The sequence below is a fragment of the Candidatus Bathyarchaeota archaeon genome, assembly GCA_023131225.1.
Classification (GTDB): Archaea; Thermoproteota; Bathyarchaeia; order Bathyarchaeales; family SOJC01; genus JAGLZW01.
On the sequence record JAGLZW010000032.1, the window covers coordinates 22537 to 36953 of the forward strand.

Genomic DNA, 14417 nt, shown 5'->3' on the forward strand with positions numbered 1-14417 from the left:
GTTTTCTCAAGCTTTTGTAACTTTTAAGCTACTTGGAATTCTTCTCCTTCTTTCAACAGCATAACCTTAATGTTTGAATTGGCTTCTACTTTCTTTCTGAACTCTTCGGGGTTCGTGCTCCAGCGGTGCATCGGTATCGTGGTTTTAGGGTTGATTGCTATCGCTGCTTCAGCAGCCTCAGCGTTATCCATGGTGTATGTGTCTCCGCTGGGGAGTAATGCCACATCTACAGGTCCGAGTTGTCGCATTTCGGGGATAAAGTCTGTGTCTCCAGCATGATAAATCGTCTTGTTCTCAACAGTTATCAAGTAGCCGACCCCGAACTGCTTGGGATGATAAGGTTTTCCGGGAGATCTGAAACGCTTAGTATTGTAGGCATCCACAGCCCTGACTTTTACACCCTTTACTGTTGTCTCTTCTTCAGGTTTGAGAGTCTTAACGGTTCCACCGATTTTCGAAACACAGTCTTCAGGAGCGATTATCACAGTGTCATCCCTGCGAGCTTTTTTGATCTTAGATGGGTCACAATGGTCACTATGCGAGTGCGTCACCAAAATCAAGTCTGCCTTTTCAGCGACTTCGCCGTATTTTTCTAAGTCAACGTAGATAACTGTTCCCTCAGCTTTGATTTGAAAGCTGGCGTGAGCCAAGTATTTTATGAAGATAACCATTTTATTTCGCTTTTCAATGTGGTCTGTTAACGTATATTAATCTTGAATGTGCCGAAGAGAGAGGGGAAAGGGTGCAGGGTAGATATTGCTATCTGACTTAGTTTATGCTCTGCTTTCGACTCTACTACTTCAAAAGTAATTCCATTAATATTCTATCAGTGTATATTCCATCAAGAAATTTTATGTCTCGAATTAATTTGCCGCATTCTTTATACCTGCATTTCTTGTAAACGTGGAAAGCTCTCTTATTTGTGGCGTAGACAGAGAGCTGAAGAACCTCAAATCCGCGTTTCTTGGCGATTTCGATAAACGTCTTTGTCATAGTTGTTCCTAATCCTGAATTGCGATAGCCATCGCGAATGAAAATGCCGAACTCTACAACGTGCGCCCGTTTGTCAGTGTGGGGGTGGATGCTCGCGCCTCCGACTAGCTTGTCATCAACTCTTGCAACCAGGTAAAGCATTCCCGCCTTTGTGCCGCGTTCAAACCATCGTCGCTCCTCTTCCATGTCCATTATTTTATTGTTCATGAAGAGGTATTTTCCTTCGCGGATTACACTGTTAATCGCCTCTACGACTTCAGGCAGATCCTCTTCTCTTAACCAGTCAAGCATGGCTGTTCGTCCATCCTTTAGCTTGAATGTCTTGTAAGCCATTGCCGCATTCCAGCCTTTCAGAAAGATTTTAAGAGAAGTAATTAAACTTGTAGTAGGCTTCGAATTGCGGCTATAGTCTAGTTTGGATTAGGACATCAGCCTGCCACGCTGACGACCCGGGTTCAAATCCCGGTGGCCGCACCACTTTTCTCTCATACACAATTTTTAATGGACTTGCAGTTAGTGGCTAAAGCCAAGGCTTATTGGGCAAGAATCACAACTAGAAGAATAGTAGGGTTTGGCTATGGCAAACAAGGATTGCGGTTGTGCTTGGGAATTCCAAGGCAACATATTGGTATGTGTTAAGAGATGCCGAAAACATAACAAGCCAAAAAACCTTTCAATGCAAAAGCTGAATGTATGAGACTATAAAATAAGTGCACGTTTATGAACATTGGCAGGTTTGAACCTTATTACTGTGAAGGTCTTGTTGGGATGCACGCATGCATAAATTGATGCTCATACATATTATAACTATAACTAAAACCTTAAAACCCAAACGACAGGACATCCTCAAACGTCGACCATGGATGACATCTGAACATCTTTACAGTAAGCGCGCGCGCAAGCTTTAATCTAGAACAAATAGATATTATCATCAAATGAAAACATCATTTATACCCTTTTTTTAATGAAGCTATTCACACATTTGTTTTGCTTTTTGATCCTATAAAGAGCAGTTTGGACAATGAACACCATACAGCAAATTGTTCTCCGCTATCTCTCCTCCTTGTTCACCATATTTACTCGGCTTAGCAACATGGAGTACCTGTCTCTTCCTGCTTCCATGCCTATAAACAGTAACTCCCTTACATCCCAGCTCATATGCCAACCAAAAAACCTTCTCAATGTCCTGAGGGGTTGCACTGTTTGAAAAGTTAACGGTTTTTGATACCGCGTTGTCCGTGTAATTTTGGAAAGCCGCTTGCATGCGGACATGCCATTCAGGCGAAAGATCATGGGCAGTGACAAAGACTTTCCTAATCTTTTCCGGAATCTCTTCTATACGAGAGATCGAAGTTGTTTTTGAAATCTTCTTAATCAATTCATCACTGTAGATGCCCTCTTGAATCGTCATCCTCTCAAAATAGGGGTTTATCACGTTCAAGGTTTGTCCCAAACTTTCGGCGACATTCCTCACGTACGAAACTGAAAACAAAGGCTCTATCCCTCCGGAGCAGCCAGCAATCTCACTGATCGTTCCTGTGGGGGCAATTGTAGTTATCGTGGCATTTCTAATCATTTCATAACCGTTTCTCTCCCATATGCTTCCTTGAAAGTCCTGGAAGGAACCGCGCTCTTTCGCTAGTTCGACAGACATCTTTATCCCTTCGTCATGAATAAACTTCATCACATTCTCGGCCATAGTTAAGGCCTCAAGAGAGTTGTATGGAATCCTCATTTGAATGAGCATATCAGCAAATCCCATAACCCCTAAACCAATCTTTCTGTTTCTCTTTGTCATCTTCTCGATTTCCTCGAAGGGGTATCTGTTAACATCTATCACATTGTCGAGGAAATGAACAGCTGTTCTGATGGTTTCTCTTAGCTTCTCCCAATCGATTTTGCTGTCGTTGACCATTTTTGACAAGTTTATTGATCCAAGGTTGCAGGATTCAAAGGGAAGTAAGGGCTGTTCTCCACAAGGGTTTGTTGCTGCTATCTTTCCAACATGGGGGGTGGGATTATGCTGGTTAACCATATCGATGAAAATTATTCCAGGTTCACCGTTTTTCCAGGCCATTATTGCAATTAAGTTCCAGATTACTCTTGCCCTCAGAATCTTGACAGCCTTTCTATTTCTCGGATTTATTAGTTTATATTCTGTATCATTTTTAACTGCATCCATAAACTTGTCGGTGAGGGCAACTGAAATATTGAAATTGTTCAATCGGCCCTCTTCTTCCTTTATCACGATGAAATCCAAGATATCAGGATGGTCTACTTTTAGGATTCCCATGTTTGCTCCTCTTCGTTTTCCCCCTTGTTTTATGACGTTAGTTGCGGCGTCGAAAACCGAGATAAATGATAACGGTCCAGAGGCAACTCCACCAGTTGAGTTAACAACATCATTTTGAGGTCTTAACTTAGAGAATGAAAAGCCAGTTCCTCCACCTGTCTTGTGGACTAAAGCAGCGTATTTTAAGGCGTTAAATATGCTTTCCATCGAATCTTCAATAGGCAATACAAAGCATGCAGATAGTTGTCCTAAATCTGTTCCTGCGTTCATCAAGGTAGGAGAGTTTGGCAAGAATTCAAAGCGAACCATTGTCTTGTAAAATATTTTTTCTGTCTGAGCAACTTCCTCATCTGTTTTTCCATAAAGTTCTTCCGCATGAGCAATTGCTTTCGCAACTCTTCTGAAGATTTTGCTTGTAGTTTCTACAATGTTTCGGTTTTCGTCTCGTCTCAGGTATCTAGCCGCGAGAATCACTATGGCGTTCAAAGGAAGTTTAAGATCATCCTCTACGCCTAACAAAGCTGCCGCTTTCCGTATCTCGGCTCTTTTCTGCCGATATAGAATGTACGCTTTAGCGGTTTTAGCGTGCCTACTCTCAATCAACACTTTTTCTACGATGTCTTGAAGGTCTTCTACACTTTGGGTTTCGCCTCGAAAATGCCCTTCAAGCACTTGAACAACCTTTTCAGCTAGGTGTTCAGCTTCCGTCTTGTCTTCGTCTCCCACCGACTGTACTGCTTTCCAAATGGCCTCTGAGATTTTGTTTTTATCAAAATCAACGATTCTTCCATCTCTTTTTCTTATTTTAGATATTGTTGTCGCTTGGGAGCTTTTGTTTTGAAGAGGTATCGTTTCCTTGGTTGACATAACTTCACCATCTTTTTAAATAAACGTTAGCGGATCTGGTGTCGAGATGTTTATAGTGTTTACAATAAAAAATTTGTTTAATCATTTGCTGCAAATCTGACCTTCCGTGTCTCTTTGGATCCAAATAAGTTTACTTCGTAGCTGTCTAAAAAAAGCGTTTTAGCGCATGCGGTTTAAGTTTTCAATAAAAAGTATAGCAGCTACTTGTTGGTTAAATAAGTTTTATCACGTGAAAACGTAGCGCGCGGGGGTTACAAATGTAGAAGTTTGTAGCATGTTTGTTGAATCATCCGTCGCATAGATTATAATTATCAATTCTTCATTGTAGCCGAAAGATTGGGCGCGTGCCTTTGTTAGACTTGTGAACATTTGTGAGTGCGTACCGTTTTTCTTTGAAAGCAGCATCAAGGTAAACTTTTACAATGGCTAAACTTTTTGTGTTTGCACTCCAGCTTCTTCTGAAGCCTTAACTAGTTTTGTCTTGTCTGCGCCCTTTATTCCCTTCCAGTCCAAAGTAACAGTTTCAACTTTCTCCAGTGTTCGCTCTACACATTGCCTGATAGTTTTAGCGTCAACATGTGAAATAGCATATTTCGGAATTATGTGGCCAAAGGCAAAGTCGTCTTCTAGAGCCATACGTGTAAACTTTTGGCTATAATGAGGTCCGCCGATGCCAACCGCTACTATTGAATTTCTGGATTTTCTAAGAATTGGAGCCATCGCTGCGTGAGCCACCGCTTCTGCGGCTTTCATGTCTTTCCATTGTGTTGGTGAGCTTCCAAGTTCCACGAACATTGTCGCAATGTTGAGGGAAGGTCCGTGATGGGTGCATTCGTATGAAACTTGGTAGTCTAGGCTGTGTGTGTTTTTTTGTTCCGCCATTTCCAGTAAGGCTTCTTTCATTGCGTTTGCCGGTGCTATTGAGATTCGGTTTGGTAGGCCGCCTTTTTGCGCTTGAGCGGTTAGGTTGCCTGGCGTGTGAACTGAGAGTGTTGGTGTGCCGCTTTTGCTGCTGTGACGCGAAATGTATATTATAAGCTGTGGGTTGAAGTGGTTTAGGATCGATTGGTAGTAGATTGCTTCTTCGTCGATTGTTACAAGCTTCACTTCGTTGTCGCTGAGTGTCTTATGGTATACTGGGTTGCTGTGGAATTTCTCCTCTGATTCCTTGAAGTCGTAGTGGACTAACAGTTGCTGTCTAATGTTCATGCTTGCAACGTCTTTTGTAGAAGCAACTATGAGAATCATCTGTTGCGCTCCATTACTCATTTTTGAGGTTGCCAATTGGGTTTAAGCGTTTCCATAAAACTTATATTATCTAGCTTCGGCTTCTTGAAAAAGATTGAGGACGCGGCAATGAGGCACTTGATTAATTTTAAAGATTGGGCGCCACAAGATGTTGAGTTTCTTATTGACAAGGCGATTGAGATTAAGAAAGAACCGGCGAAGTACCGGAATGCTTTGCAAGACAAGTCTTTAGTGATGATTTTTCAGAAAACATCTACTCGAACACGTGTCTCCTTCGAAGTCGCTATGACTCAGCTTGGCGGACATGCCATCTACATGGACTGGATGACAACCCAGTTCAAACTGGCGGACATAAGCGACGAGGTTAAGTATCTTTCGCGTAATGTTGACTGCATTATGGCGCGGCTGAAAAGGAATGCTGACTTGATGAAGATGTCTTCAGCGTCAAGGGTGCCGGTAATTAATGGTTGTGACGAGAAATATCATCCTTGCCAAGCCATCGCTGATTTGATGACAGTAAAAGAGCACAAAGGCAAGCTAAAAGGGTTGAAGATGGTTTACATCGGTGTTCACAATAATGTCTGTAACTCTTTGATTGAAGCGTGCACCATGACTGGCATGCAAATTACAACCGTAACACCGATTACACATGAACCTGCACAAGACAAGGAGTTGCTTGAGAAAGCGAAAAAAACAGGACTGTATCATGTGACACTTGATGTTAAGGAAGCTGTTAGGGATGCGGATGCTGCATATACTGACACGTGGGTTGACATGGAACTTTTCCTTGACCCTAAATTTAAAGAAGAAAAGGAAAAACGCATCAAGCTGATGCTGCCCTATCAAATCAATAGTGAGTTGATGGAAGGCGGTAATGCTCTGATAATGCATGACATGCCTATCCACCGAGGCTACGAAATAAGCGGCGAGATGGTAGAAGCGCCTAACAGCGTAATCTACGAGCAGGCTGAGAATAGGCTGCACAGCGAAAAGGCGATCCTGCTAAAACTACTTAACAAAATATGACAGATTCCTTTTATCAGTTAGTAAGGTAAGGCATTTGTGGAAAGAATCTACGAAAGTTCTAGCAGTCACTGTTGCCATCTTCTTTTTTACAAATAGTTTGTCTGGCGCGTTCCTTCCGATTTACCTCAAAGATTCAGGACTAAGCATTCTCGAAATTATTGTTGTTTTGTTTTTCACGTTTCTAGTCGTTGGGTTGCTGCCTATAGTTTTGATGAGAGTTACGAGGCATTTTGAACGGATAATAAGCTTTGGCATCCTCTTTACCCTACTTTTCTATGTTGCTCTTATTTACGTCAAGAACCCTGTCTTTCTCGGACTAGCGTATGGACTGGGCATAGCAACTTTTTGGCCAAGCTTCAACCTTCTCCTGTTTAGGCTCAGCGACGCCAGCGAACGAGCGGTGATGATAAGCCTGCTTTACGTAGCTATACCTTCAATAACTGGCATAATCAGCCCTGCAGTCGGAGGCTTTGTTATCGAAACCTTTGGCTTCACAAACCTTTTTACGGCTTCAATTCTTCTGTATTTGGTTGCTTTCATCGCTTCGTTGAAGATACGCTACGAGCCAGAAGCACAGAAGTTTTCGATTCCTAAGAGCCGATTGTTCACGATTTTTTTGCTGACATTTGTTCTCTTCGGTATGTCAGAGTCCTACTGGCTCGCCTACCCACTCTTTGTTTTCAGCGTTTCGTCAACTATCTTGAACATGGGGTTTGTGGTTGCAGCTAGTGCGTTGCTGATTTCCATTATAACAGTTGGGATTGGCAAAATTTCTGATGTTAAGAGAACGCGTGTGGAATTCACTATGGCAAGCGCGATTCTATACGCCCTTTGGTATTTCATACTTCCCCAAGTTTCTAGTATGATAGAGATAGTAGCACTCTCTTTACTCTCAGGCTTCGCTAGCGCCTTTGCTCTCTCTTGGTTTGCTTTCTACGGTGATTCCTTCGAGAGAAAATATCATGCTAGCATCTTAGTAATGATGGAGGTCGGCTTAATGGTTGGCAGAATCTTTAACCTCGTTCCCACATATTTCTTCGTAACAACGTATGACTATACGCGCTATTTTGTGGTACTAGGCGTTGTCTCGATACTTCTCATTCCGCTTTTTATCCTATCAAGAAACTACATTAAGAACTCTTAGCACGTGAAGACAAACGTTGATTGAATGCTTATTTCAGTATCATTTGTGTAAATTGTTCCGGATTGAAAGGCTGCAAGTCCGCGTATGTTTGACCGACTCCGATAAACAGTATGGGTTTGTTAGTCGCATACGCGACGCTTAATGCTGAACCGCCTTTCACATCAGCATCCACTTTCGTCAAAATGGTTCCGTCAATGCCTATGCTTTTATTGAACTCTTCTGCCTGCATAACCGCATCATTGCCCGTTAAGGCATCAACCACGAGTAGAGTCAAATCAGGGTTCACGACACGCTTGACTTTCGCCAATTCGTTCATCAAATTCTTGTCAGTTTGAATGCGTCCTGCCGTGTCAATGAGCACCACGTTTACGCCATGGGCTTCAGCATGTTTGATGGCATCAAAAGCCACGGCAGCAGGGTCAGCGCCATAACTATGTTTAATGATGCGTACTCCAAGCCGTTTTGCATGTTCTTCTAATTGTTCAATTGAGCCGGCTCTGTACGTGTCGCTGCAAGCTAAAACAACTGTAAAGTCTTTTTTCATGAACAATTTGGTGATTTTGGCGATGGTTGTTGTTTTTCCAGTGCCGTTGATTCCAACAAACGCGATTACTAATGGCTCTCCGCTTTTCTGCTTCTCTTTAACCATCTTTAGCAAGTCTATTTTTTCGCCTGTGTTCAAAATTTCCAGCAAAACTTCACGTAGATTCTCTCTTACAACTTCTTTTCTGCCTTCTAAACGCTTAACCTCAAGGCTGTCCAGTCGTCTTTCCATTTCGTTACATATGCGCTCCGCAACTGGAAAAGCTACATCGTTTTCAACAAGGCTTAGCTTAAAATCTGATAGGATTGGCTGTAGCTGTTTTGCTTTCAGCTCAGTTGTTGTGATTTTGTTAACTAAGCCGCTAAGGCCTACTTTTAGTTTTTCGAACATCGCCGGCTCTTCTCCTGCTGCTTAGCTTTAGTGAAACTTCGTCAAGCTGCTGTCTTTTCAAATGCATCTGCTCTACAACCTGACCTAACTGCTGCTGAAGGGTATTCTTAGATATTTCAAGCTCCGCAATGCGTTTCTGTACAATTTGCTTAGCTTCGTCTCTGGATTTCTCCACGGACACGCCAGCCCCCATGCCAACCACCATGGTCTCCGTAGTTGCAACTTCAGCTTTTATGAAGGAGCCACCGCCGATTGGCACAAGCAGAGGAGCGCCCTTCTTTTCCTTATCTAATCCTTCTATAGTCATAGACGCAAAGGCAAGTTCTGTCATTGCGGCGTTTATCAGGTTGGTTCTGTTCTGCAAGGCGTCTGCTGTGCCTTCTAATAGCCGAAGTTCCGTTAGTAGTCTACGAAAAATCTCTTCGTCACTCGACATGTGCTTCTTCCCCCAAAGTTAACTTCCTTATGAGAGGGCTTTCAATCTCCTCTGGGGGGATCTCTTCGATTTTGAAGATTTTTATTTGAAAGCGTTTGGCTCTGTGTTTGCTTCCTAACTCCATGTATATCTTTTCTTTTGCGTTTTCAGGCTTTAAGGCTCTGATCTCTTTCTTGAAGGGCGTTCTCCAGTTTGGCTTTGCTATCTCGCCTGTTACACGGAACACTTTGACTTCGCTCATCTTATTTCACCACATCAAGAGCTTGACCAATTATAAACATTTCAGGGCCTGTTGTGAGTAACCCTGCCACTACGTTATTGCTGTTCCCTATTAACCCTGTGGCTACATAAGGTATACCGCAGTTTATGCTTCCAACATCCACAGGCACCTTCAACACCTCTTCCAGAACTTGCTTTTCTTCCTCCTTAATCAACGGATGCGCTAAAACGCCTTTATTTGTAGCTAAAGCCAACGAACCAACGTATGGCAAACCTGCAACCTCCCCACGAACAACATCAACGCCCAAAGTGTCAGCTATTTTCCTAGTAGTTTTGGGTTTAAGCCTTGGGTCAACAACAGCGCCATAATCGTTTGTAAGAACCATGTTTCCATAAGCAGTCCTTTTCGTCTCCATAACTGTCAAATTGGCGTCGTCGTATACTGTCTTTATAACTTCAAGTTCTTCCTCTCGCACGTAGTGAGGTAAGATTATACCGTTCGAGTTAGCACAAGCCAGAGCCCCTACAATTACCGAGCCGCCGAGAGTCGTCTTAGCCACCTTAACACCAAGCCATTCTTCCACGTTATCGGCTTTTGGTTCGGGCGCTTGCAGAGGAATTATCGCCATTTTGTCAGTAGCCAAAGAATAGACTCCTATACTTGCGCTTCCAAAAAGATTTAGCAAGAAAATTGCCAACCGGTCGTCTCCTAAGCTAGGAAAATAGTTACGTTGCCTTCTTCATCTTTGGCAGCGCGAATTCTTAATTTCCGAGGAGGTTTCTCGATTCCTCGACTCCAAATTTCCTCGTTAACTTCATTGCTAATTATTATTCTTCCTGCTTCTTCTCCCTCTTCTTCCTCGATAGCTACTTCGCCAACTTTCATGTGTCTTTGAATGAAGGCTTTCATGATACGGATGGCTTTTGGAGCCCGTTTTTTTGGGGGCATTATCCAGGCACGCTGCAGTGGTATTGTGTAGAATCTTTCTTCTACAAATTCCTCTTCCTCTTTTTCCCGGCGACGTGGCGCTTCTTCTTCAATCTTTTCCTCGTCGAGAGCCTCTTCTTCAGCAGCTTCTTCAACTATTTCCTCTTTTTCCTCGGCAACTTCAGGTTCTTCTAGAGTCTCAGCTTCTTCTGCTGGCAGTTCTTCCTGCTTTTCGGTCTCTTGCGCTTCCTCAGCGTTTTCTTCCAAAAAATCGCCTCCTCTACGCCCTAAGTTTGCTTCGCCGCCAATGTTTACTCTTTGGGTGTCTTCTAACTCGACCTAGAGTCTTCGCTACTACCCATGTTGGAACTGGTTTTTTTTGCTTTCCAGCCTTTGCCAGTCTACGTTTTCTTGCAGTTGGCTTGTTTCTTGCCACGGTTATTTTCTCCTTATTTTTATGTCTCGACGTTGAGACTGTAATCGGGCTAATATTTCTTTCAGCTGGTTGTCGGCTACGGGGATTTTTAGGCGTCCTGTTTGAGCGAGTTGTATGAGTTGGAGTTCGATTTGTGCTGCGAATTCAGGTTTCACCATTTTTAGGTTTGTGAGGCGTTGTCTGGCGTCAGTGGACAGTATTCGGCGGAGTAACGCTTGTTTCTGTATTTCAACTTGCTGTTGCATTTGAGCTTGTTGTTGTTCTTGGGCAAATCTCTGCTGGAGTTCAAGCAGTCTTTTTTTGCGCAGTGCTTCGATTTCTTCGTCCTCGCTCACAGCCACTTCACCTTGTTTAGTACTTTGCCAGTTCAGGTATTTTCTTCTCTAATTCCTTTTTTATCTCGGTGGCCATCGTATCTAGCAGTCGTCTACCCTCACTTGTCAATACTCTACCTTGCCCTTTCACGTTTTCGACGAGTCCAGCCGCTTCAAGCTGTTGAAAGAGTTTTCTAATGTTACTTCCTGCACCTTTCCTCACATGTTCTGGGCGAACTCCCCTGTCTTTTCTTCCCGCATATTTTGCCCTTAATCTTTCAACTCCGATTGGCGCGTTCATGTAAGTTTTTCGGAGAAGTGAGGCGCAACGCGTGTACCACCAGCCTTGGTTTTGGGGTTGCCGTGTTGCATAGGAACCTGTTTTTACGTAGGGTGCCCATGGTGGTGGGGTGACCTGGTCTATGTTGTCCTTTATGTACTGAGCTAGTTTGTTGATGAAGATTTGTGCAGGGACATCGTATGGTGTTGGCAAATTTATTACCCGCGGTTATTTTCCCTCAGAAGATTCATGAAGCCTCTTATAAAAGCTTACTCTCCATTAGCTTGTTTGTCGTTGGGCTGGTTTGCATATATTCCAAGCACAAAGGGAAGACCGTCCTATTAGGAACCAGTTAGTAGACCGTTCTATTAGACTCCAAATATGATATGTTTTAGAAGAATTATGGTCTAAATTGAATATGAGCTCTCACTCCGGAATAGTTGGTCGAGAGAGATTTGAACCCCCACCCACAGCGGAGATATCCTCCGCAAACTCCCATTTTTAGTTTGAATGATGACGAAGTTATAGTCAAAAAATGTTAAATGCAATCTATTTATTGATTTACATTTGTTGGTGGCATCTTTGAGGAAAAGAGATGTGTTCTCTATAATTGTTGACCCAACGAGGAATAGTATCATCAGACGTTTGGGTGAGGCTGGAAAAGCTGCTTATTCCGATTTGTTGGATTCTGCGGAGTATATGAGGCATCTAACTAGCACAGGAACCTTCAACTATCATCTGAACTTTCTGCTAGAGAACTCTGTGATTGTCAAAGATGGCGTTGTCTACAGATTGACGAAGAAAGGACGTGAGATCGCAAGGTTCGTCAAAGATGTTGGCCAAATTTGGAATAAACTTGAATCAACATTGCGAGGTGCGCGTATGAGTATATTCAGTTTTGCGGAACAATTTGAGGAGGAGACTGGAACAAAAATGCAGAAGGTTACTTCGAAGCTCCACGGGATAGATTTCATTACGGACGAAAGGAGAGTAATAGGTCTAATCGCACAAGAGGATTGCAACACCGAGTTCTTCGAACAATATGACCCAATCACAATCGAGGGCTTCAAACTGTGCTTAAAAGAATGCGAGAAAAAAGGAAAAATGGTTAAAGAATTAGTCTTCAGCCACCCAGACTTGGGATATCATCTTTCAATTCAGATGTTGGGAATTGTATATCAATTCTTGGAAAACAATTTCGGCGAAGCCCATGCGTTCGCTCTGAAGAAAAAACCACATCCATTTCTCTTCAGAGCCGCAGAGATGAAAAAAGACTATGACGGATGTGCATTCATCGTAGCACCAGTCGTTTTTTGAAGCAAATCAAGAAACAGAACAAATATCCCAAAACATCAACGAAAGGCTTCTGCAACAACGATTGCAGATATCTCCTGCACAATCCGTCATTTTTCTCTGAGCTGAGATTTCGGGTGGACACCATTTCTTTCTACTTCATGTCATTATTCACAGTTCATAAAATTAAAAAGGATTCTAACTCAACTGTAATTGTACGCGCACAGTTGAAGTGTGGTGATGAGGTTTTGGCCGTATCCACATTAGCCAAGGAAGAAAAAATGGAAGAGAGAATAGAGGAAAGAAAGCTCATAATACATAAGATCGTTATCGACCTTGAAACTGCGAAAAGCATTGTCGAGAAAGGCAAAACTAAATTCTTGCAAAATTAGGCTTACTTAGAGGTGGGAGTAGGGAGTGATCCGTAACCACAAAGTTCTTTTAACTCGACCAAACTTTTATGTGCTTCCAGAGAATCTGATTGAGGGATGATGCAAAGTGAAAGTGCATCTTGAATGTGTTCCTTGCTTTTTGAGACAAGCATTGGAAGCCGCAAAAATGGGCACAGATGATGAAATGATGTGTGAAAAGGCTCTTAGAGGAGTTATGACTTATCTTTTAAATGAGCAATGGACTAAAATTATACCTGAGCTTGGCACAAACGTGCATAGAATTGTCAAAAGAGTTACAGGTAACATGGATCCCTATAAACAATTGAAGGAGAAATACAATCGGATAGCGTTAGAGCTTTATCCAAAACTTAAACTTATTGTTGACAATTCTAAAGATCCATTACTAACTGCGGTCAAGGTAGCTATAGCTGGTAACGCCATAGATTTCGGTCCGAGAGTAGATATCAACCTGAAAAAGGAAGTTCAAAACGTATTAGATAATGAACTTGCCATAAATGATATAGACCAATTAAAAGGGTCAGTCCTGAAGTCTAAAAGCGTATTATACCTTGCAGATAATGCTGGAGAAACATTCTTTGACAGGATATTGATGGAAGTGTTCTTAAAACGAAGCGTTAAAGTAACTTATGTGGTTAAGGACGCGCCCATTCTGAATGACGCAACATTTCGAGACGCTGAGATGGCTGGAATCTCTCAGATGGCTAAAGTTCTGTCTGTCGGAACAGACTGCACTGGAGTGCTTTTCAAAGAGTGTTCAAATGAGTTTCTCAGCGAATTTGAAAGTAGCAGTTTAGTGATTAGTAAAGGTCAGGGCAACTACGAGTCGCTTAGTGATGTTAAAAACAAGGAAATCTTTTTTCTTTTAAAAATAAAATGTCCCATAATTGCGGATGATATCGGTGCAGAAACAGGGTCCATAGTTCTGAAGAGAACCTTCAACAAGAATAGAAACAACTTTGCCAGCGCTAAAAAGCTTTTGTGAATTGCGCATGCGTTTTTGCTCATGTAATTAGGAACTTGGGAGAGATCACAAATAAAGTCGATATTTATTTAAGGCTAATTACCCGCATCTTCTCTTTCATGCTTAGCGCACTAGGGTGTTTAGAAATTGGTGTAAAATGGTTATATATCCGTTTTTGCGTTTTCAAGCTTGTTTTCACCTTCTTTTGTAAGCGTTTTTTTAGAGATTCTGGGACGATAGGCGAGGGTTTCAGAGGGGTTAGCGGAATCCGTTATTCACCGTTTTTTCGCCTTCCAGAGCACGCTATTAGATTTCTTACGTCCTTTTTCAGAATTTTAGGGGTGATCCCTGCTTTTTCCATTTCATGAAGCACTTATTCTTTCAAAAAGAAAACGAAGTACGCCAGCTGACTCGCAGACGAAAAAAGCAGAAAACAACCCCTAAATCCTCAAAGAAGAATTAAAACCATTTTTAACCATATTCTAAACAGGCTAGCACGCGCTGTTTATTTCCACATAAAAGGAAAGCCCCCAAGAAGAAGCGTCCTCTCTTCCAAACGTCGTTGTCAACTAAAGTCGTTACCTTTACTGAATGCCATCCTTTCACGTTTTTTCCCAGCGGGCTAAGAACTG

17 protein-coding genes and 1 tRNA gene are annotated in these 14417 nt (G+C 42.4%); 6 read left to right on the plus strand and 12 right to left on the minus strand.

The features are described from left to right. Positions 1-23: 23 nt before the first annotated feature. Together KAU88_07950 and KAU88_07955 are read right to left on the minus strand one after the other, a co-directional pair. Positions 24-671: an MBL fold metallo-hydrolase gene (locus tag KAU88_07950; protein ID MCK4478440.1), complete on the minus strand. Its 648-nt coding sequence runs from the start codon at positions 669-671 to the stop codon at positions 24-26. Positions 672-795: 124 nt separating this feature from the next. Beyond that, entirely contained in the window at positions 796-1326 is a 531-nt protein-coding gene (locus tag KAU88_07955; GenBank protein ID MCK4478441.1) for a GNAT family N-acetyltransferase, read from the minus strand. Between the two features lie 66 nt (positions 1327-1392). Between KAU88_07955 and KAU88_07960 the strand changes: the two genes are divergently transcribed. Then, positions 1393-1470: transfer RNA gene (locus KAU88_07960), tRNA-Gly, on the plus strand. Positions 1471-1993: 523 nt separating this feature from the next. On the opposite strand, the gene KAU88_07965 is transcribed toward KAU88_07960, so the two are convergent. Further along, positions 1994-4153 carry a vitamin B12-dependent ribonucleotide reductase gene (locus KAU88_07965; protein MCK4478442.1) on the minus strand — a complete coding sequence of 720 codons (2160 nt, stop codon included), beginning with the start codon at positions 4151-4153 and terminating at the stop codon, positions 1994-1996. 426 nt (positions 4154-4579) lie between these two features. Beyond that, positions 4580-5401, minus strand: a complete 822-nt coding sequence (locus KAU88_07970; protein ID MCK4478443.1) for a D-tyrosyl-tRNA(Tyr) deacylase — start codon at positions 5399-5401, stop codon at positions 4580-4582. A gap of 93 nt (positions 5402-5494) precedes the next feature. Here KAU88_07970 and KAU88_07975 point away from each other — a divergent pair, with 93 nt between their 5' ends. Both KAU88_07975 and KAU88_07980 read left to right on the plus strand, forming a co-directional pair. Then, a complete protein-coding gene (locus KAU88_07975; protein ID MCK4478444.1) occupies positions 5495-6427 on the plus strand; it encodes an ornithine carbamoyltransferase in 933 nt (310 codons plus the stop codon). A gap of 34 nt (positions 6428-6461) precedes the next feature. After that, complete coding sequence (locus KAU88_07980; GenBank protein MCK4478445.1) at positions 6462-7571, plus strand: MFS transporter; 1110 nt, start codon at positions 6462-6464, stop codon at positions 7569-7571. A gap of 28 nt (positions 7572-7599) precedes the next feature. Here the strand turns inward: KAU88_07980 and ftsY are convergent, their stop codons facing one another. From ftsY to KAU88_08020, 8 genes are all read right to left on the minus strand, one after another. After that, the gene (ftsY, locus tag KAU88_07985; GenBank protein ID MCK4478446.1) at positions 7600-8505 is read right to left on the minus strand and encodes a signal recognition particle-docking protein FtsY; all 906 of its coding nucleotides are present in this window, start codon (positions 8503-8505) and stop codon (positions 7600-7602) included. Further along, complete coding sequence (gene pfdA, locus KAU88_07990) at positions 8477-8941, minus strand: prefoldin subunit alpha (protein MCK4478447.1); 465 nt, start codon at positions 8939-8941, stop codon at positions 8477-8479. Before pfdA ends, ftsY begins: the two co-directional genes overlap by 29 nt. Then, entirely contained in the window at positions 8931-9182 is a 252-nt protein-coding gene (locus tag KAU88_07995) for a 50S ribosomal protein L18a (GenBank protein ID MCK4478448.1), read from the minus strand. Before KAU88_07995 ends, pfdA begins: the two co-directional genes overlap by 11 nt. A gap of 1 nt (position 9183) precedes the next feature. Then, positions 9184-9858, minus strand: coding sequence for a translation initiation factor IF-6 (locus KAU88_08000; GenBank protein MCK4478449.1), 675 nt, complete (start codon positions 9856-9858; stop codon positions 9184-9186). Between the two features lie 11 nt (positions 9859-9869). Next, a complete protein-coding gene (locus KAU88_08005; protein ID MCK4478450.1) occupies positions 9870-10109 on the minus strand; it encodes a 60S ribosomal protein L31 in 240 nt (79 codons plus the stop codon). Positions 10110-10368: 259 nt separating this feature from the next. Then, entirely contained in the window at positions 10369-10524 is a 156-nt protein-coding gene (locus KAU88_08010; protein ID MCK4478451.1) for a 50S ribosomal protein L39e, read from the minus strand. Between the two features lie 2 nt (positions 10525-10526). Beyond that, the gene (locus KAU88_08015) at positions 10527-10859 is read right to left on the minus strand and encodes a DNA-binding protein (GenBank protein ID MCK4478452.1); all 333 of its coding nucleotides are present in this window, start codon (positions 10857-10859) and stop codon (positions 10527-10529) included. A 16-nt stretch (positions 10860-10875) separates the two neighbouring features. Further along, positions 10876-11331, minus strand: a complete 456-nt coding sequence (locus tag KAU88_08020) for a 30S ribosomal protein S19e (protein MCK4478453.1) — start codon at positions 11329-11331, stop codon at positions 10876-10878. Positions 11332-11700: 369 nt separating this feature from the next. Between KAU88_08020 and KAU88_08025 the strand changes: the two genes are divergently transcribed. From KAU88_08025 to KAU88_08035, 3 genes are all read left to right on the plus strand, one after another. Further along, the gene (locus KAU88_08025) at positions 11701-12435 is read left to right on the plus strand and encodes a hypothetical protein (GenBank protein MCK4478454.1); all 735 of its coding nucleotides are present in this window, start codon (positions 11701-11703) and stop codon (positions 12433-12435) included. Between the two features lie 113 nt (positions 12436-12548). Further along, a complete protein-coding gene (locus KAU88_08030) occupies positions 12549-12803 on the plus strand; it encodes a hypothetical protein (GenBank protein MCK4478455.1) in 255 nt (84 codons plus the stop codon). A gap of 151 nt (positions 12804-12954) precedes the next feature. After that, positions 12955-13806, plus strand: a complete 852-nt coding sequence (locus KAU88_08035; protein ID MCK4478456.1) for a DUF89 family protein — start codon at positions 12955-12957, stop codon at positions 13804-13806. The last annotated feature ends 611 nt before the right edge of the window (positions 13807-14417 follow it).